The sequence below is a fragment of the Streptomyces sp. NPDC046977 genome (genome assembly GCF_040644455.1).
Lineage (GTDB): Bacteria > Actinomycetota > Actinomycetes > Streptomycetales > Streptomycetaceae > Actinacidiphila.
On the sequence record NZ_JBEYWO010000005.1, the window covers coordinates 213,003 to 229,787 of the forward strand.

Below are 16,785 nucleotides of genomic sequence, written 5' to 3' on the forward strand. Positions count from 1 at the left end.
GCAGACTGCTAGCTGCCCGTGGGGCACTGCTCGGCCAGCGCCTGGTCCTCGGCGGTGAGGCTGGGGCTGGTCGACGGACTGGTGGTCGCGCCCGCGGACGGGCTGCTGGGGGGCGTGCTCGCGGTGCCGCCGGCGGTCGGGGAGCCCGAGGGCTTGCCCGTGGCCTTGCCGGAGGCGGTGCCCGCGCCCTTCTGCTGGTCCTTCTTGGCCTTGTCGGCGGCGTCCGCCCGGGCCTTGTCCAGGGATTCCTTGGTCTGGCAGACCTTGGCCTGGTGCTCCAGCTCGTCCGCGGTCTTGCGGGCGTCGGCCAGGTTGCCCGCGGCGATGGTGGCCGTCACGTACTTCCGCTGGTTCTGCGGTAGGTACTTGAGTTCGATGCCGGGGCGGTCCTCATGGACCTTCGACAGGTTGACCCAGGCCAGCTTCTGCTCGATGCCCTGGTAGATCGCCGCGTGATCGCCCTTGACCCCGACGTAGTACTGCGTCTGGGTCCAACGGTACGCGCCGTACAGACCGCCGCCGACGACACCGAGGGCGACCAGCAGCACGAGGGACCGCTTGAGCCACCGGTGCGACTTCACCGGCTTGTCGAGTTCCTCGTCCTCGAAGTCGCCGAAGCTGCCCATGGGCGAGCCGCCCGCGGGGTCGGCGCTGCCGGGCGGGCCGAAGGAGCCCTCGGGGGCCGGCGGGCGGCCGAGCTCGGAGGCGCGGCCGGCCGGGGTCTGCAGGTGCCGCGGGTCGGACATCGGCAGGTGGTGACGGCTGTCGGCGACGGCGCCCACGACGACGGGCGTGTCGTGCAGCTGCACGGCCAGGGTGTCCCCGTCGTCGATGTCCAGGACGTCGGCGACGATGCAGGTGATGTTGTCGGGGCCGCCGCCGCGCAGGGCGAGCTGGATCAGCTCCTGCACGGTCTCGGCGGGCGCCTGGTACCCGGCGAGGGTGTCCTCCAGCGTCTGGTGGCTGACGACGCCGGACAGGCCGTCCGAGCAGATCAGGTACCGGTCGCCGGCGCGGACCTCGCGGACGGACAGGTCGGGCTCGACCTGGCCGCGGCCGTCGAGCGCGCGCATCAGCAGCGAGCGCTGCGGGTGCGTGCCGGCCTCCTCCTCGGTGATCCGGCCCTCGTCGACCAGCCGCTGCACCCAGGTGTGGTCCTGGGTGATCTGGGTGAGCACGCCGTCGCGCAGCAGATACGCGCGCGAGTCGCCGACGTGCACGAGGCCGAGCCGCTGACCGGTCCAGAGCAGGGCGGTGAGCGTGGTGCCCATGCCCTCCAGCTGGGGGTCCTCCTCGACCATGACGCGCAGCTGGTCGTTGGCCCGCTGCACGGCGGTGGCGAGCGAGGTGAGGAGGTCCGAGCCGGGGACGTCGTCGTCGAGCGTGACGAGGGTGGAGATCACCTCCGACGAGGCGACCTCACCGGCGGCCTGGCCGCCCATGCCGTCGGCAATGGCGAGCAGCCGCGGGCCGGCGTAGCCGGAGTCCTCGTTGCCCTCCCGGATCATTCCCTTGTGCGAACCGGCGGCGAAGCGCAGCGACAGAGTCATGCGCACCTCGCCCGTCGGCTCCGGGTACATCCGCACGCTGCCCACCCTCTCGCTCGCGCTCGCTGGCTGTGCTCGCCCATGGTGCGACTACTTCCGCAGCTCGATGACGGTCTTGCCGATGCGGATCGGGGCACCGAGCGGGATCGGCGTCGGCGTGGTCAGCCGGTTCCGTTCCATGAAGGTCCCGTTGGTGGATCCCAGGTCCTCGACGATCCAGTTGCCGTCCCGGTCCGGGTAGATCCTGGCATGGCGGCTGGACGCGTAGTCGTCGTCGAGCACGATCGTGGAGTCGTGGGCCCGGCCGAGCGTGATGGTCTGGCCCTGGAGCGCGACGGTGGTCCCCGCCAGCGATCCCTCGGCCACCACGAGCTTGGTCGGGGCCCCGCGACGGGCCCGGTTGTTCTGCGGCTGCTGCCGCTGGGCCGCCGCCTGTGTCTGCTGCCGCTGCTGCGGCGGCCGCGTCTGGTCGCCGCGGCGACCGGCGGCGCGCTGCGTCACCCGGGTCCCGAACAGGTCGCTCCGGATGACCTGTACGGCCACGATGACGAACAGCCACAGTACGGCGAGGAAACCCAACCGCATGACCGTCAGGGTCAGCTCTGACATTGCCCCCGCTTCACCCTTCGGCTTGCCGGTACACGATGGTGGTACTGCCCACGACGATCCGTGAACCGTCGCGGAGCGTAGCGCGCTGGGTGTGCTGCCCGTCCACCACGATGCCGTTCGTGGACCCGAGGTCCACGACCGTCGAGGGCGTGCCGACCCTGATCTCGCAGTGCCGGCGGGACACACCGGGATCGTCGACCCGCACGTCGGCCTCGGTGCTGCGCCCGAGGACGAGGGTGGGCCGGGAGATCTGGTGGCGACTGCCGTTGATCTCGATCCAGCGGCGTACGTTCATGCCGGCACCCGCGCCGGGGCCCGTACCGGTGCCCGGGAGCCGGGTCACGGGGGCGGCCGCGGCGGGCGGGGGTGCGGCGGGCATCGGGGGCGGCCCGGCGGGGCGCTGGGCGGACTGCGGCGGGTAGCCGTAGCCGCCGCGGCCCTGGGGCGCGTTCCGGTCCTGTGGCGGGGACTGCTGGAGCTGCTGCTGCGACTCGCTGGAGGCCAGCGTGCGACTCCGCACCCGGTACAGACCGGTGTCGAGGTCGTCGGCCTTCTCCAGATGGACCTTGATCAGGCCCATGAACGTGTAGCGCTGCTGCTTGGCGTAGTCGCGCACCATGCCGGCCAGCTCGTCGCCGAGCTGGGCGGCGTACGGGCTCAGCCGCTCGTAGTCCGAGGTGCTGAGCTCGACGATGAAGTCATTGGGGACCACCGTGCGGTCCCGGTTCCAGATGGTGGCGTTGTTGTCGCACTCGCGCTGCAGCGCGCCCGCGATCTCCACGGGCTGGACCTCGGACTTGAACACCTTGGCGAAGGTGCCGTTCACGAAGCCCTCGAGACGCTGCTCGAACTTCTTGAGTACTCCCACGGTGCACCTCCTTCCTCAAGGTCCTGCGGTTGTCGCGGGCTCACGCCGCGATCCTTCCCCTTCGATCCTTCCGGTACTGCTTACTGATCGTATCCACGCACCGGGAAAACCGGTGGTTCCCCGATCGGTCCCGCGGGACCGGTGTCAACGCTCACAGGCGCCGCCGCCGCTTCCCCACAGGGATGGTAGAGGCGCCTCAAGCCAGTGTCCCGCAACAGAGGACGGTTCCCGCCCCGTGGGGGTGCCCGGAAACGGATGTGAATCCACCCTGAACAGCGTGCTAGTGTTCTGGGTGTCGGAAGGCGCTGACGCACCGAACGGGAAGCCCCGCAGAGTGTGACAGAATCTAACGGCAGCACCCATGCGCGGGTGGCGGAATAGGCAGACGCGCTGGATTCAGGTTCCAGTGCCCGAAAGGGCGTGGGGGTTCAACTCCCCCCTCGCGCACAGACAGATGAAGCGGGTCTCCCCGGTGGCGAAAGTCACCGAGGGGGCCCGCTTCTCGCGTTGCCGGAGGTCCGCGGGCCGGGCCGGCATCGTTGCGTCCCTCACATCGGAGGGCTCCCCCGCGAGGGCGATCATGATGTGATGCCTGCCACAGGAGGCCGTGGTGCGACGGCGGTTCGCGCGTCTGACGGGTCGTTCCCCGCGTGGGGCTGCCGGGTGTCCCGCCATCAGGGGCCGCCCGTGCCGGGCTCCCTCCTCCCGTGTTGCTCCCTGCGGCCGGGAGATCGTTTTCAGACCGTTGCATCCGGGCCGCCCGGGCGGCGGTCACGTGACGCACGCCACGCGGGTGGTGGCGCGGGAAGCGCGGGCGAGCGGCAACCCCGTCGAGGGCCGGACGTCTGGGAAGTCGGGAGCGACAGCAGAGCCTCCCGCACCGACGACCGAGGAACGCGATGCCCCTCACCCGATCCCGCCCCGCCGGCAGGGCCTGCGGCCATGTCGCCGTACTGGCCGCCGTCACCCTGGCCGCGCTGACCGGCCTCACCGCCTGCGGCGGCACGGCGGATCCGTCCGCAGAACGCCAGGTGGCCTCCCTGCCCGCGTCCGACGCCCCCGCGCCCCCCGCCGGTGACGCCGACGGCACCGGTAAGGAGACCCAGGCCGGCACCGACGACGCCGGGCCTCCGCAGATGCGGCTGGACGACACCGACGAGCGCCGCAACCGTCTCATCCGGGCCTGGGACGACTGCCTCGTCGCCCACGGCGCCCAGACCGGCGGCCCGGGACCCGCCGGCCCCGTACGGGAAGGCCAGCCCCTGAACCTCGTCGAGCCGATTCCGGACAGCGCGAAAAGACCCTGCGCCGGCAAACTGCCGCTCGGCCCCAAGGAGGAGAACCCCGCGCTCAACCCCCACTACCGGGAGAACGCCCAGGCACGCGTGCAGTGCCTGCGCGCCAAGGGGGTCATGGTGCACCTCGTGAAGGACACCAGCGTCTACCCGAACGGCCTGGGTTACACGTACGACGACGACTACGTCGAGAACGACCCCGTGGGCGAGTCCGCGATCGAGCACGCGTGTGAACTGGAAGCCTTCAGTGGCAAGAAGTGACGTCGCGCGCGGTGCGCGAAGGCGGCCCGGCCGCCGCAGGGCGGTGGCCGTGGTCTCGGCCCTGGTCGCCGCGGCCGGGCTGGCCGCCGCCGGATACGCCGTCACCTCCGGGACGCACGCCCGCGGCGACTCCCCGGCGCGGACGGCCTCCGCCGCCACCACCACGGTGGTCAGGACCGACCTGTCCGACAGCAGGACGCACCGCGGTGTCCTCGGCTTCGGACCCGGCATCACCGTCAAGGGCGCCGGCACCGGCACGGTCACCGAGCTCCCGTCCACGGGGTCCACGGTCAAGCGCGGCCGTCAGTTGTACGCGGTCGACGACCGGCCGGTGATGGTCTTCTACGGCAGCACGCCGCTGTTCCGCACCCTGGACAAGCCGACGCTGCGGGGCCGGGACGTGACCGTCGTCGCCGACAACATGGAGGCCCTCGGCTACGACATCGGTCCCCGGACCAACTCCGGCGCGTCGGGGCCCTACACGGGCGGCAGCCTCGTGGACCGCACCGGGGACGTCTATACGCGCACGCTGGCGGCCGCGGTCAAGCGGTGGCAGAAGCGGGTCGGGATGACCCCGACCGGGCGGCTGGAGGTCGGGCAGATCGTGGTGCTGCCCGGGCCGGTCCGGGTGGGCGCGGTGACGGCCCAGCTCGGGGATCCCGTCGCCGGCCCGCTGATGACGGTCACCCGCACCACCAAGGCCGTCAGCGTGCCGGTCCCGGCCACCGACACCGACGGCATCACCAAGGGCGCGCACGTGACCATCACGCTCCCCGACTCCCGCGAGATCCCGGGGACCGTCACCGCGATCAGCCAGTCCGTGCAGGGAGGCGGCGACTCGCCCGTGGGCGAGAACACCCCGCCCACCCTGGATGTCACCGTCGCTCCCTCGGTCCTGCCGAAGTACGACACCGCGAACGTGGAGGTCCGGTTCACCTCCGTGGCCCGCAAGCACGTCCTGGCCGTGCCCGTCGGCGCGTTGGTCGCCCTCAGCGGGGGCGGCTACGCCGTGCAGCGGACCGACGGCGGCTACCTCGCGGTGACCACGGGGCTGTACGCGAGCGGCATGGTGGAGGTCAGCGGGACCGGCCTGACCGAGGGGCTGCGGGTGGTGACGGCCTCATGAGCCGGGGCCGCCGCCGGGCCGGGCACACGGTCCCCGGCACCGGTACCGACCTCGCGCGGCCGGCCGCGGCGCGCCCTCCTTCGGACCGCACCGTGCTGAGGGTCGACGGCGCGAGCAAGGTCTACGCCGGCGGGGTCCGCGCCCTGGACGACGTCTCGTTGACCATCGACCGCGGTGAACTGCTCGCCATCGTCGGCCCGTCGGGCTCGGGGAAGTCCACCCTGCTCAATCTCATGGGCACACTCGACCTGCCCAGCAGCGGCACGGTGGAGATCGCGGGCCGGAACGCGGCCGAACTCCGCGACCGGCAGCTGTCGGTGCTGCGGGGGCGATGGCTGGGCTTCGTCTTCCAGCAGTTCCACCTCACCGACGGGCTCTCGGCGGCCGAGAACGTCGCCACCGGTCTGCTCTACGCCGGCGTGACCCGGCGCCGGCGCAGGCCGCTCGCCGTCGAAGCCCTCGGCCGGGTCGGGCTGTCGCACCGGGTGGACCATCTGCCGCACCAGCTCAGCGGGGGCGAGAAGCAGCGGGTGGCGATCGCCCGCGCCCTGGTCAACACACCGGCGCTGGTGCTGGCCGACGAACCCACCGGCGCGCTCGACACCGCCAACGGGCAGGCGGTCCTGGACCTGCTGGTCCGGCTCAACGACGAAGGCACCACCATCACCGTCATCACCCACGACCGCGACATCGCCGCCCGGCTGCCGCGGCGGGTGGAGATCCGCGACGGCCGCATCGTCCGCGACACCCGTGCGGAAGGAACCCCATGACCAGCCCACCGGAGGACCGGTACATCCGCGCGGTGCGGCTGCCGCCCGGCGACTTCCTGCGCCTGGGATTCCTGGGCATCCGCATCCGGGTCATGCGGGCCGCGCTGTCCGCGCTGGGCATCTCCATCGGCATCGCCACCGTGATCGTCGTGACGGGCATCCCGGCGTCGAGCCAGCGGCACCTGCTCGACGAGCTCAACGCACTCGGTCCCAACCTCCTTCAGGCGCAGGCCGTTCCCCAGCCGGGGGAGGAGTCGGCGCCGCTGCCCGAGGAGGCCGTGGCGATGGCCCGCCGGGTCGGCCCCGTGACGTCGGTCAGCGAGGTGGCCAACACCCATGCGCAGGTGCGGCGTTCGGACCGGGCCCCCTCGGACGCGGGCATCGGCATCACGGTACTGGCGAGCCACGAGGACCTGTTGAGGACGATCCACGCCACGGTCCGCTCGGGGCGGTTCCTCAGCCGGGACTCCGACCGCTTCCCCACCGCCGTCCTGGGCGACCAGGCCGCGGCGTGGCTCGGCATCACCCGGCTGGAACCCGGCGGGCCCGTCCCGCTGGTCTTCGTCGGCGGGCAGTCGTTCGCGGTGACCGGCATCCTCGCCCCGATGCCGCTCACCCCGGAGCTCGACCAGTCCGTCCTGGTCGGCTGGGGAGCGGCCCGCACCTATCTGGGCTTCGACAACCACCCGACCGTGGTCTACGTGGAGGCGAGGGACGACGCGGTGGAGGCCGTACGCGCCGTGCTGCCCGCCACCCTCGATCCGCAGACGCCGGAACTGGTGCAGGTCAGCCGGCCCTCGGACGTCCTGGCCGCCAAGAAGGCGACCCAGAACACCTTCTCCTCGCTCTTCCTGGGGCTGGCGGGGGTGGCCCTGCTGGTCGGCGGCATCGGCGTGGCCAACACGATGTTCATCTCGGTCCTGGAACGCCGCAAGGAGATCGGCCTGCGCCGGGCGCTCGGTGCCAGCAAGGGCCAGATCCGCGGCCAGTTCCTCATGGAGGCGGTGATGCTGTCGGCCCTGGGCGGCGTCGCCGGCACCGTGCTCGGCGCGCTGGCCGCGATCGGCTACAGCCTCCATCAGGGCTGGCCGCCCGTGGTGCCGCTGACCGTCGTCACCAGCGGCGTGGCGGGCGCCGTGGTCGTGGGCGTGCTGGCGGGCGTCTACCCCTCGGTCCGGGCCTCCCGGCTGCCCCCGACGGAGGCGCTCGCGCTCTGAGGCGCAGGGGGATCGCGGCGCGGCCCGCACCGGGGGTCGGTTCCCGGTGCGGGCCGCGCCGCGGCGGTTCAGCGCTGGGTGGTCCGTGCGGCCTGCTCGATGACGCGGGTGACGGCGCCGGGCCGGGAGACCGAGACGGCGTGGGAGGCCTTGATCTCGGTGGTGTGCGAGTGGGCGCGCTCGGCCATGAAGCGCTGGGCGGCCGGCGGGATGTTCTTGTCCTCGGTGGTGATCAGGTTCCAGGAGGGGATCTTCTTCCACGCGGCCTGGGTGGCCTTCTCCTCCAGGGCCGAGGCGGCGACGGGGCGCTGGGTGGCGGCCATCAGGTCGGTGACCCGGGTGGGGACGTCGGCGGCGAACTGGTCGTGGAACCTGTCGGCCTTGATGTAGAGGTCGGTGCCGGTGGTGCCGTCGGGGAGCGGGAACGACACGGGGTTCAGGGCGTCGCCGAGGGTGCTGCCCGGGAACTTGTTGGACAGTTCGAGCGCGCTCTCGCCCTTGTCGGGGGCGAAGGCGGCGATGTAGACCAGCGCCTTGACGTTCGGGTCGCCCGCGGCGGCCTCGCTGATCACGGCGCCGCCGTACGAGTGGCCGGCCAGCACGACCGGGCCCTTCACGCTCTTGAGGAAGCCGGCCAGGTACTGCGCGTCGCTGTCCAGGCCGCGCAGCGGGTTGGCGGGTGCCACCACCGGATAGCCGTCGCGCTTCAGCCGCGTGATCACGTCGTTCCAGCTCGACGAGTCCGCGAACGCGCCGTGCACGAGCACCACCGTCGGCTTCTTGCCCTCCGCGTGGTGCTCGGGCGCGGCGTGCGCCTGTGCCGTGACGGCGAGGGAGGCGGCCGCCACTCCCGCGGCGGCGGCCACCACGGCGGCGGACGTACGGGTGCGGCGGACGACGGACTTCGGGTTCATGGGGATCTCCTTCGGTGGCAGGGGTGATCGTCACGGGCGTTGCCGTCCGGGGCGACGACGAGAAATCTAGCGGGCGTTTCTATCGTGCACAAGTTAAATGGGTGCGAGTTTGTCGTGCCCGGTATGATGGTGGACGGAAGGAAGCGGACCGACGAACTCCAGGAAGCTCAAGAAAGCCCGAGGAAACTCGAGAAAGGGGACGCCGTCATGAGCGACGACCGCCACGTGCCCGGGCCCGGCCGGCCAGCGCCGCTGCTGGACGAGCACCTCTGCTTCACCCTGTACGCGGCCTCGCGGGCCGTCACCGGTGCCTACCGGCCGTTGCTCGACCCGCTGGGACTGACCTACCCCCAGTACCTCGTCCTGGTCGCCCTCGGCGAGCACGGCACCGCGACCGTCAAGGAACTGGTCGCCGCCCTGCAACTGGACTACGGCACCGTCACCCCGCTGATCAAGCGCCTCGAAGCGAACGGCCTGCTCAAGAGGGAACGCCGGGCCGACGACGAACGGGTGGTCGAGGTCGCGCTCACCCCGCAGGGCGTCACGGTGCACCAGCACATCGCGAGCGTCCCGCCCGCCATCGGCGAGGCCATGGGGCTGACCCCCGAGGAGATCGCCACCACGCAGGAGCTCGTCCGCCGCATCACCGTCAACGTCAACCGGCACAACGCCGGCGTCCGGCCGGCGGAGCCCGCCTGACCACCGGCCCCGGCGGCCGCCCTACGACGGCCGCCCTTGCCCACGTCCCCGCGAACGGGGGACGGGACAAGGGCGGGACGCGGACCGGCCGGCGGACGGTGTGTCAGAACCTGGCGAGGTACTGCTCCACCGACGGCACCTTGAAGGGCCCCTTCACATCGACGAGGCCGCCGGGAACGCCCTTCTCCGGCTTCAGGATGTAGCTCGCGGTGGCGCTGGGCCGCCACGGGTCGGAGAAGTCCAGGGCCGGGCCCATGCCGGGGTCGAAGCCGGTCAGCTTGTGGTGAGCGGCGATGATGCCCTCCCGGCTGAGGTCCTTGTCGGCGCAGGCCTCCTTCAGGTCCTGGACGGCGACCGCCATGGTGTTGTGGCCGTTCTCCACGCCCTGGTCCAGCGGCTGGCCGGGGTACTCCCTCTGGTAGTCCGCCACCAGTTTCTTGATCTGGGGCGCGTGGTCGGTCAGCGCGGGGGTCGGGGCGACCAGGCGCAGCATGCTCAGCACCGCCGGGGCCGCGGGGCTCTGGAGCATCTGCGGGTGGAAGCCGGCCGCGCTGGACAGGAACGGCACCAGCAGGCCCTGCGCGGCCGCGCTCCCGACCGCCGACGCGGTCTGCAGCGGACTCGCGGTGATCAGGACCGCCTTGACGCCGGCGCCGGCCAGGTCGTGCACCTGCGCGCTCAGGTCCTTCTGGTCCTCCGAGAGCTCCCGGGTGACCAGGTTCAGCCGCTTCTCGTGGGCCACGAACTTCGCTCCGCGCAGGGCGTTGTGCCCGTAGTCGCCCTTCAGGTAGAGGTAGCCGACCTTGTCCCCGCGCTTCAGGCCGTACGCGCCGGCCGCCCAGTCCAGGCCGTTGATCATGTCGATGTCGTAGGTGGCGCTGATGGTCTGCAGGGTGGACTGGCCCAGGAGCGTCGAGGAGTAGCCCAGCGCCATCGTCATGACCTGGTCGGTCCCGACGTCGGCCATCAGGGCGTTGATGATGGACGAGCCGAGCAGCCCGGGCATCGCCGCGATCGACGGCTCCAGCTGCCTGTACTGGATGACGGCCTTCTCCACGTCGTAGCCGTGGTCGCGGACGATCAGCTTCAGCTTGCGGCCGCACACGCCGCCCGAGGCGTTCACCCTGTCCACGTACAGCTGCTCGGCCTGCAGCACCGAACGGCCCAGCGGGGCGTACGGGCCGGACAGGTCGGTGAGGACGCCGAGCTGGATGGTGCTCGGGGTGATGCCGGGACCGATGGTCGTCCCCGCCTTGTCGACCGGACGGTCGTCGGGTCCCGGCGCGGCCCCCAGGGTGCCGCAGCCGGACAGCAGGGTGACGAGGGCGGCCGCGAGGGCAACGGCGGAACCGAGGGGTTTCCGGGTCACGGGGGGTGCTCCTTGAGAGGGACGGGCGTCGGCGCCGACGCCGCCGGGAGAGCTCGGGACGAGCCGCTCGACCGGAGCCTCCATGGGAAGAGATCCCGTGGCCGCCGGGCGAGGGGCGGGACCGTTTCTGGTGGCGCTTCCCAACGACGGCGGTGCCGCGCTGTGCGCCGCCATCGCCGGGGGCCGGCGGCCAGCGGGTGCCGCGCGGTCGACCGCGTGTTCGGTGACCTGCGGAGATCCCTGGTGACCTGCGGAGATCCCCGTCGGAATGGGTAAGGGTTGCGTCGGTTGCCTACCGGCCCCGGTCGTACGGCGGGTAGAAACGCGTGACGCCCCCGGACCGCCGCTCCCCGGGCACCGGGAGGAGACCGGATGACCGCCCCTGCGCCGACACGCCCCGCATCCGACGCGGACGATCTCGAGCACGCCGAACTGCTGCGGTCGGCGGCGCGCGAGGTCCGCAGGCGGGTCGTGCCGCTCGCGGACCGGATCGTCGACCGGATACGCGAACGGCACCCGGCCTACCGGGAGCCGGGACTCGTGCCGCCCGGGTTCCGGGAGGAGGCGGGAGGCGCTGTCGCCGCCGTGCTGGACTCGCTCGCCGACCCGGCGCACACCATGGTGTCCGCCGAGTACCAGTCCTGGGTGGGCGAGCGCAGGGCCTGGCAGGACTTCCCGCTCCGCTCGATGATCGGCGCCTACCGCACCGGCGGCGACGAGCTGTGGCTGTCCCTGGTGCGCGCCGGTGAGGACCGCACACCGCGGGGCACCCGGCTGATGGCCCGCGCTGCGGCGGAGGTCTGGGACCTGTTCGAACGGGACAGCCGGCTGATGGCGGACGCCCACGGCCGGGCCCGCGCCGAGGCGACCCACCACCGGCAGCGCGGGCGCCGCGCGCTGGAGGCGCTGCTGGCCGGGCAGGTGGGCCCGCGGGACGTCGCGGAGACCGCCCGGGCACTGGACCTCCCGGAGACCGGCCGTTTCGCGGTCGCCGTCGTACGCAACACCTCGCGCCGCCCGCGGCCGGGCCCGGCGCGCAGCGGCACACCCGCCGGGGTGCGGGTGCGCCGCGCCTTCCCGCCGGCCGGCGAGGTGCTCCTGGCCGAACTGGGCGAGCTGCCGGTCGACGCGTTCGCGTCGGCGCTCGGCGTGCCCGACGGGGCGCGGGCCGGGCTGAGCCCCCAAGTGACGCGGCTCGCCGACGCCGGGCACGCCCGGGACCTCGCGGAACTCGCCCTGCGCACCTGCACACGCGACGGGGAGGTGGCGCTCCTCGACCGGCGCTGGCCGGCCGCCCTGCTCGCCCGCCGTCCCGAGGTGGCGGCCGAGGTCGCCTCCGGCGTGCTGGGCGGACTGCACGCGGTCGACCCGGCCGAGCGGACCGTCCTGCTGGAGACCCTGGGGACCTGGCTGGACTCCGACGGCTCCGTCGAGCGGGCCGCGGCCGCCCTCTTCTGCCACGCCAACACCCTGCGGCGGCGGTTGCGGCGGCTGGAGGAGCTCACCGGCCGCTCGCCGTCCCGGCCGCACGACGTCGTGCACCTGGCGCTCGCCCTCGACGCCGAGCGCATCGCCCCCGCCGCCGGGGGGCACCCGCGGTGAGCGTCCGCACCGAGGGGGCGGCCGCCGCGCGGGACGAGGCCGAGGCCAGCGCGCTGCTGCGCGCGGCCGCGCTGCGTATGCGGGGACGGGTGGACGAGCTGGCGGCGCGGGTCACGGCGCGGCTGCGCACCGAGGTCCCCGGCTTCATGGACCACGCGGGCAACCCCGACTGCTCGCCCGAGGGCTTCGCGACGATCATCAGGATGCACCTGGACCGGCTCGTGGACCCGGGCTGCGACGTCGCCGCCGCCCTGCACATGGGCACGGTGGGGCGAAGGCAGGCCGCCCTGGGGATGCCGCCGGAACTGCTGCTGCACGTGCTGTCCGTGGGCGGCGCGGTCCTGTGGCAGGAACTCGTGGACACCGTCGCCGCCCACGACCCGGACCGGCTGTGCCTCATGGTCCGCGTCGCCCCGCGGATGTGGGGGTTCAGGGAACGCAACGCCGCGATCCTGGCCGAGGCCTACCGCGAGACGTCCGACGACGGCACGGTTGCGGGCGGCCCGCCGGCCGCGACCCTGCTGGCCGCGCTCCTGGAGGGCCGCTCGGACGGGATGGGCGTGTGCGCCGTGGCGCAGGCCCTGGGCGTCCCCGTGGACGGGCGCTTCGCGGTCGCCGCGACCACGGCACGGACCGCGGTCCGTACGGCTGTCCCCGCCGCCGCGTCCGGTACCGGCGGGCGGCTGCTGCGGGTGCCGCGGGAGGGGGCGGGCGAGTACCTCGTCGTGCTGCTGGGGGAGCCGCAGACCGCGTCCACCGCGTCCACCGCGTTCACCGCGTTCCTGCGGACCGTGCCGGGCCTGCGCGCGGGGGTCGGGCCGGTCGTGACGGGCCTGTCGCAGCTGCACCGCTCCCGGGCGCTGGCCGAACTGGCCCTGCCCGCCTGCACGGCCGACGGGGAGGTGGTGCTCTGGGAGGAGCGCATCCCGGACGCTCTGATCGCCTCGGACCGGCCGTTCGCCGGCGAGCTGGCCGGCCGGGTGCTCGGTCCGCTGCGGGACCTGCCCGAGGACGAACGGGACTGCCTGCTGGGCACGTTCGCCGCCTGGATGGACTGCGGCGGATCGCCGCGCGCCGCCGCGGAGCGCATGGACTGCCACCGCAACACCGTCCTCAACCGGCTGCACCGCCTCGAACTGCTCACGGGGCGGCGGCTCACCCACCCCCGGGACCTGGTGGACCTGACGCTGGCCCTGGACGCGCTCCGTACGGACGCCGCCTGAGCCGCCCCGAGTGGGTGATAGGTTCTCACTTCGCTGTGCGGGTATAGCTCAGATGGCCCGGGCAGTGCGGCGGACGGAAGGCGGCGGAGCATGGCGGACCCGAGGACGACGACCCCGCGGGAGCGGTACCGCAGCCAGGTCCGCGCGGAGATCAAGGAACGCGCCTGGGAGCAGATCGCCGCGGCGGGGGCCTCGGCGCTCTCCCTCAACGGGATCGCCAAGCAGATGGGCATGAGCGGCCCCGCGCTCTACCGCTACTTCGCCGGCCGCGACGACCTGATCACCGAACTCGTCCGCGACGCCTACCGCAGCCTCGCCGACGCCTTCGCCGCGGCCGCCCGGGCGGAGCCGGGGCTCCCCGGCCTGGCGCACGCCCTGCGCCACTGGGCCCTGGAGGACCCGCAGCGCTACTTCCTCGTGTACGGCACGCCCGTGCCGGGCTACCGGGCGCCCGACGACATCACCGGCATCGCCCGGGAGATCATGGCGACGCTGCTCGACGCCTGCGCGGAACCCGCCGCCGCGGCGCCCGGGGCCTGCTCCGGCCCGGCCGGCCCGGCCCTGGACGAACACCTCGCCGCGCACCGGGAGTGGACCGGCGGCCACCCCGCCCCGGAGGCGGGGCTGCGCCGGGCCCTGGCGGTGTGGACGCGACTGCACGGCGTGCTCTCGCTGGAGCTCGCCGGCCACTTCACCGGGATGGGCTTCGATCCCGCGCTGCTGTTCGCGGCGGAGCTGGAGAGCGTACGGACACTGTGACGAGCGGCGCTGCGGCACTCAGGTGAAGCGGCGCGGCGGCGGGAACCCGCGCGTGGGGCGGCCCGTTGTACGCGATGGGCAAAGGAATCGTCAAGGGGCGCGGCCCGCGCCGGATTGAGCAGGGAGATCCCATGGGTGTCAGCCTTTCCAAGGGCGGCAATGTCTCGCTGACCAAGGAGGCCCCGGGACTGACCGCGGTCACCGTCGGTCTCGGCTGGGACGTGCGCACGACCACCGGCACGGACTTCGACCTCGACGCGAGCGCGCTGCTGGTCGACGCCGACAGCAAGGTCGTCTCGGACAAGCACTTCATCTTCTTCAACAACCTCAAGAGCCCCGAGGGTTCGGTGGAGCACACCGGCGACAACCTCACGGGTGAGGGCGAGGGCGACGACGAGCAGGTCAAGGTGAACCTGGTGACGGTCCCGGCCGAGGTCTCCAAGATCGTCTTCCCGGTGTCGATCTACGACGCCGAGAGCCGCCAGCAGTCCTTCGGTCAGGTCCGCAACGCGTTCATCCGCGTGGTGAACCAGGCCGACAACAACGAGCTCGCCCGCTACGACCTCACCGAGGACGCCTCCACCGAGACCGCCATGGTCTTCGGCGAGCTCTACCGCAACGGCGCCGAGTGGAAGTTCCGCGCCGTCGGCCAGGGGTACGCCTCCGGCCTGCGCGGCATCGCACAGGACTTTGGCGTCAACCTCTGACGTCCCGCGCCCCGGTGGGCGCACGTACGGCACGCGGGTCCAGGGCCCGCGATGACGACGGCGAAGGGCCGCGTGGCAACTGCCACGCGGCCCTTCGCGTGTCGGGGGTCCGCGGCTCGGGGGTGCCGCGGCCGTTCTGGGTGGAGCGGCTCGGCCGCCGCCGCGGTCAGGCGGCGATGCGCGAGGCGAGCTCCTTGGCCTTGGCGCCGGCCTGCTCGTGGGCGGAGGCCTTGGAGGCGTCGGAGAGCTCGACCAGGTCGGCCATCGCGGGCACGACCCGGGCCAGGGTCAGCTCCGGAACGATGAAGTGCAGTTCCTTGATGCCGAGGCCCCCGGTGAGCACCTTCTCCAGGTAGTTGGTGACGAACTCGAAGTCGGCGCGCGGTGTCCCCGGGCCGTAACCGCCGCCGCGGCTGGCGACGACGACCACCGGGGTGTCGGCCGCCGAGGGGTGCTCACCCGCGGTGCGGCCCAGGATGATCACCTGGTCCAGCCAGGCCTTCAGGGTCGACGGGATTGTGTAGTTGTACATCGGCGCGCTGATCAGCACGGCGTCCGCGCGCTCCAGCTCGTCGGCGAGCTCGTTCCGGACCGGGTGCTCGGCGCCCGCGGTGTAGGCGGCGGCGTCGATGTGCGGCACCGGTTCGGCGGAGAGGTCCCGGTAGATCACCTCGCCGCCCGGGTGCTGGGCCTCCCACTCCTTGCGGAAGGTGGCGGCGACGTCCCGTGAGGCGGAGCCCTCGGCGGGCCAGATGGACGAGTCGATGTGCAGCAGCGTGGGCATGGGGGTGCTCACTTCCTTTTGCTTTGCTCTGAAAGAAAACTTCGCAGCTATGTCTTCGTGCGGAGCTATTGCTATCACAGGAGCTTACTTTTCTGCAGCCGCTAGTGACAAGGGCGGTATCGTGGGGGCATGGCACAGGGGATCGAGCAGGCGGACCATCCGCCCGAGCAGTGCGCACGCGTGGACAGCGGGCTGACGCGCGTGTTCGGGCTTCTCGGCAAGCGCTGGACCGGCCTGGTCGTGGCGGTTCTCACACAGCGGCCGGCCTACTTCGCCGAGCTGCGGCGGGCCATCCCCGGGATCAGCGAGCGCATGCTCTCCGACCGGCTCACGGAGCTGGCCGAGGCCGGACTGGTCGTCCGTGAGGTGGATGCCGGGCCGCCGCTGCGGGTCAGCTACCGGCTGACCGAGGCGGGCGAGGCCCTCGGCCCGGCCCTGGGCGAACTCGGCCGCTGGGCCGAGAACCATCTGCCCGGCGAGAACCCCTGCACCGAGCTCCGGCCCGACGCCTGATGAGCTGCGCGTGCCGGTCGTCGTTGCCCGGGTTCCGGGCAGAGCGGCGGTAGTTCGAACCGGGCGGCCTGCGGCCGTTTGCGAGGTGGATGCGGGGCCGTCGTTGCGGGTCGGCTACCGGCTGACGGAAGCGGGCGAGGCCCTTTCGCCCGATGCCTGCTGACCGACGTGTGTCGGGCGTTGTCGCCCGGGGTGCTGCCGTTCAGGAGGGCAGTGGCAGCTCGAACTGGGCGGCCTGTGGTCGTCCGCGAGGTGGATGCGGGGCCGTCGTTGCGGGTCGGCTACCGGCTGACCGAGGCGGGCGAGGCCCTCGGGCCGGCCCTGGGCGGAGAATCACGTGCCGGGTGAGAACCCCTGCACCGAGCTCCGGCCCGATGGCGGCGGCGGGCTCCCCGGCGAGCATCCCCACCAGCTGCCCCGCCTCGGCGGGTTCGCGGGAGCCGGAGACCGGCCGCCTCCCCATACGTGCCGCCGGCGGCACGGACGTCGGCCTCCAGGTGACCGACGTCTGCCGGGCGTCGT

Annotated in this window: 16 protein-coding genes, 1 tRNA gene and 1 pseudogene; 12 read left to right on the plus strand and 6 right to left on the minus strand. The window is 72.9% G+C overall.

Going from position 1 to position 16,785, the window contains the following annotated elements; genetic code table 11:
- Window positions 1–8: 8 nt before the first annotated feature.
- Genes ABZ883_RS10210 through ABZ883_RS10220 form a run of 3 tightly spaced genes read right to left on the minus strand, consistent with a single transcriptional unit; the run spans window position 9 to window position 3,024 of the window.
- The gene (locus tag ABZ883_RS10210) at window positions 9–1,580 is read right to left on the minus strand and encodes a PP2C family serine/threonine-protein phosphatase (protein WP_360905126.1); all 1,572 of its coding nucleotides are present in this window, start codon (window positions 1,578–1,580) and stop codon (window positions 9–11) included.
- Window positions 1,581–1,637: 57 nt separating this feature from the next.
- On the minus strand, window positions 1,638–2,156 hold the full coding sequence (locus ABZ883_RS10215) for an FHA domain-containing protein (RefSeq protein WP_360904592.1): 519 nt from the start codon (window positions 2,154–2,156) through the stop codon (window positions 1,638–1,640).
- Window positions 2,157–2,166: 10 nt separating this feature from the next.
- On the minus strand, window positions 2,167–3,024 hold the full coding sequence (locus ABZ883_RS10220) for a DUF3662 and FHA domain-containing protein (RefSeq protein ID WP_360904595.1): 858 nt from the start codon (window positions 3,022–3,024) through the stop codon (window positions 2,167–2,169).
- Between the two features lie 363 nt (window positions 3,025–3,387).
- On the opposite strand from ABZ883_RS10220, the gene ABZ883_RS10225 reads away from it, so the two are divergent.
- From ABZ883_RS10225 to ABZ883_RS10245, 5 genes are all read left to right on the plus strand, one after another.
- Window positions 3,388–3,471: transfer RNA gene (locus ABZ883_RS10225), tRNA-Leu, on the plus strand.
- Between the two features lie 452 nt (window positions 3,472–3,923).
- Window positions 3,924–4,580, plus strand: a complete 657-nt coding sequence (locus ABZ883_RS10230; protein WP_360904598.1) for a hypothetical protein — start codon at window positions 3,924–3,926, stop codon at window positions 4,578–4,580.
- The gene (locus ABZ883_RS10235; RefSeq protein ID WP_360904601.1) at window positions 4,567–5,706 is read left to right on the plus strand and encodes a hypothetical protein; all 1,140 of its coding nucleotides are present in this window, start codon (window positions 4,567–4,569) and stop codon (window positions 5,704–5,706) included. Before ABZ883_RS10230 ends, ABZ883_RS10235 begins: the two co-directional genes overlap by 14 nt.
- On the plus strand, window positions 5,703–6,476 hold the full coding sequence (locus tag ABZ883_RS10240; protein ID WP_360904604.1) for an ABC transporter ATP-binding protein: 774 nt from the start codon (window positions 5,703–5,705) through the stop codon (window positions 6,474–6,476). Before ABZ883_RS10235 ends, ABZ883_RS10240 begins: the two co-directional genes overlap by 4 nt.
- Entirely contained in the window at window positions 6,473–7,693 is a 1,221-nt protein-coding gene (locus ABZ883_RS10245) for an ABC transporter permease (protein WP_360904607.1), read from the plus strand. The genes ABZ883_RS10240 and ABZ883_RS10245 overlap by 4 nt, the downstream gene beginning before the upstream one ends.
- A 68-nt stretch (window positions 7,694–7,761) precedes the next feature.
- On the opposite strand, the gene ABZ883_RS10250 is transcribed toward ABZ883_RS10245, so the two are convergent.
- Entirely contained in the window at window positions 7,762–8,607 is an 846-nt protein-coding gene (locus tag ABZ883_RS10250; protein ID WP_360904610.1) for an alpha/beta hydrolase, read from the minus strand.
- Window positions 8,608–8,814: 207 nt separating this feature from the next.
- Between ABZ883_RS10250 and ABZ883_RS10255 the strand changes: the two genes are divergently transcribed.
- Window positions 8,815–9,306, plus strand: coding sequence for a MarR family transcriptional regulator (locus ABZ883_RS10255; protein WP_360904613.1), 492 nt, complete (start codon window positions 8,815–8,817; stop codon window positions 9,304–9,306).
- A 103-nt stretch (window positions 9,307–9,409) separates the two neighbouring features.
- On the opposite strand, the gene ABZ883_RS10260 is transcribed toward ABZ883_RS10255, so the two are convergent.
- Entirely contained in the window at window positions 9,410–10,675 is a 1,266-nt protein-coding gene (locus ABZ883_RS10260; RefSeq protein ID WP_360904616.1) for an ABC transporter substrate-binding protein, read from the minus strand.
- Window positions 10,676–11,047: 372 nt separating this feature from the next.
- Here ABZ883_RS10260 and ABZ883_RS10265 point away from each other — a divergent pair, with 372 nt between their 5' ends.
- The 4 genes from ABZ883_RS10265 to ABZ883_RS10280 all read left to right on the plus strand — a co-directional run bounded on the left by ABZ883_RS10265 (window position 11,048) and on the right by ABZ883_RS10280 (window position 14,966).
- The gene (locus tag ABZ883_RS10265) at window positions 11,048–12,277 is read left to right on the plus strand and encodes a helix-turn-helix domain-containing protein (protein WP_360904619.1); all 1,230 of its coding nucleotides are present in this window, start codon (window positions 11,048–11,050) and stop codon (window positions 12,275–12,277) included.
- Complete coding sequence (locus ABZ883_RS10270; RefSeq protein ID WP_360904622.1) at window positions 12,274–13,500, plus strand: helix-turn-helix domain-containing protein; 1,227 nt, start codon at window positions 12,274–12,276, stop codon at window positions 13,498–13,500. Before ABZ883_RS10265 ends, ABZ883_RS10270 begins: the two co-directional genes overlap by 4 nt.
- A gap of 90 nt (window positions 13,501–13,590) precedes the next feature.
- Complete coding sequence (locus ABZ883_RS10275) at window positions 13,591–14,259, plus strand: TetR/AcrR family transcriptional regulator (protein WP_360904625.1); 669 nt, start codon at window positions 13,591–13,593, stop codon at window positions 14,257–14,259.
- Between the two features lie 131 nt (window positions 14,260–14,390).
- A complete protein-coding gene (locus ABZ883_RS10280) occupies window positions 14,391–14,966 on the plus strand; it encodes a TerD family protein (protein WP_360904628.1) in 576 nt (191 codons plus the stop codon).
- Window positions 14,967–15,132: 166 nt separating this feature from the next.
- Here the strand turns inward: ABZ883_RS10280 and ABZ883_RS10285 are convergent, their stop codons facing one another.
- Window positions 15,133–15,750, minus strand: coding sequence for an NAD(P)H-dependent oxidoreductase (locus tag ABZ883_RS10285; RefSeq protein WP_360904631.1), 618 nt, complete (start codon window positions 15,748–15,750; stop codon window positions 15,133–15,135).
- Window positions 15,751–15,879: 129 nt separating this feature from the next.
- Here ABZ883_RS10285 and ABZ883_RS10290 point away from each other — a divergent pair, with 129 nt between their 5' ends.
- Both ABZ883_RS10290 and ABZ883_RS10295 read left to right on the plus strand, forming a co-directional pair.
- The gene (locus tag ABZ883_RS10290) at window positions 15,880–16,263 is read left to right on the plus strand and encodes a helix-turn-helix domain-containing protein (protein ID WP_360904634.1); all 384 of its coding nucleotides are present in this window, start codon (window positions 15,880–15,882) and stop codon (window positions 16,261–16,263) included.
- A gap of 237 nt (window positions 16,264–16,500) precedes the next feature.
- A pseudogene (locus ABZ883_RS10295) lies at window positions 16,501–16,611 on the plus strand (transcriptional regulator); the annotation flags it as partial.
- Window positions 16,612–16,785: the final 174 nt, after the last annotated feature.

Bases quoted from the DNA above. Each gene is read 5' to 3' on its own strand.
- ABZ883_RS10210 (WP_360905126.1), bottom strand. From the start codon at position 1,580: ATGTACCCGGAGCCGACGGGCGAGGTGCGCATGACTCTGTCGCTGCGC.
- ABZ883_RS10215 (WP_360904592.1), bottom strand. From the start codon at position 2,156: ATGTCAGAGCTGACCCTGACGGTCATGCGGTTGGGTTTCCTCGCCGTA.
- ABZ883_RS10230 (WP_360904598.1), top strand. From the start codon at position 3,924: ATGCCCCTCACCCGATCCCGCCCCGCCGGCAGGGCCTGCGGCCATGTC.
- ABZ883_RS10240 (WP_360904604.1), top strand. From the start codon at position 5,703: ATGAGCCGGGGCCGCCGCCGGGCCGGGCACACGGTCCCCGGCACCGGT.
- ABZ883_RS10245 (WP_360904607.1), top strand. From the start codon at position 6,473: ATGACCAGCCCACCGGAGGACCGGTACATCCGCGCGGTGCGGCTGCCG.
- ABZ883_RS10250 (WP_360904610.1), bottom strand. From the start codon at position 8,607: ATGAACCCGAAGTCCGTCGTCCGCCGCACCCGTACGTCCGCCGCCGTG.
- ABZ883_RS10255 (WP_360904613.1), top strand. From the start codon at position 8,815: ATGAGCGACGACCGCCACGTGCCCGGGCCCGGCCGGCCAGCGCCGCTG.
- ABZ883_RS10265 (WP_360904619.1), top strand. From the start codon at position 11,048: ATGACCGCCCCTGCGCCGACACGCCCCGCATCCGACGCGGACGATCTC.
- ABZ883_RS10275 (WP_360904625.1), top strand. From the start codon at position 13,591: ATGGCGGACCCGAGGACGACGACCCCGCGGGAGCGGTACCGCAGCCAG.
- ABZ883_RS10280 (WP_360904628.1), top strand. From the start codon at position 14,391: ATGGGTGTCAGCCTTTCCAAGGGCGGCAATGTCTCGCTGACCAAGGAG.
- ABZ883_RS10285 (WP_360904631.1), bottom strand. From the start codon at position 15,750: ATGCCCACGCTGCTGCACATCGACTCGTCCATCTGGCCCGCCGAGGGC.
- ABZ883_RS10290 (WP_360904634.1), top strand. From the start codon at position 15,880: ATGGCACAGGGGATCGAGCAGGCGGACCATCCGCCCGAGCAGTGCGCA.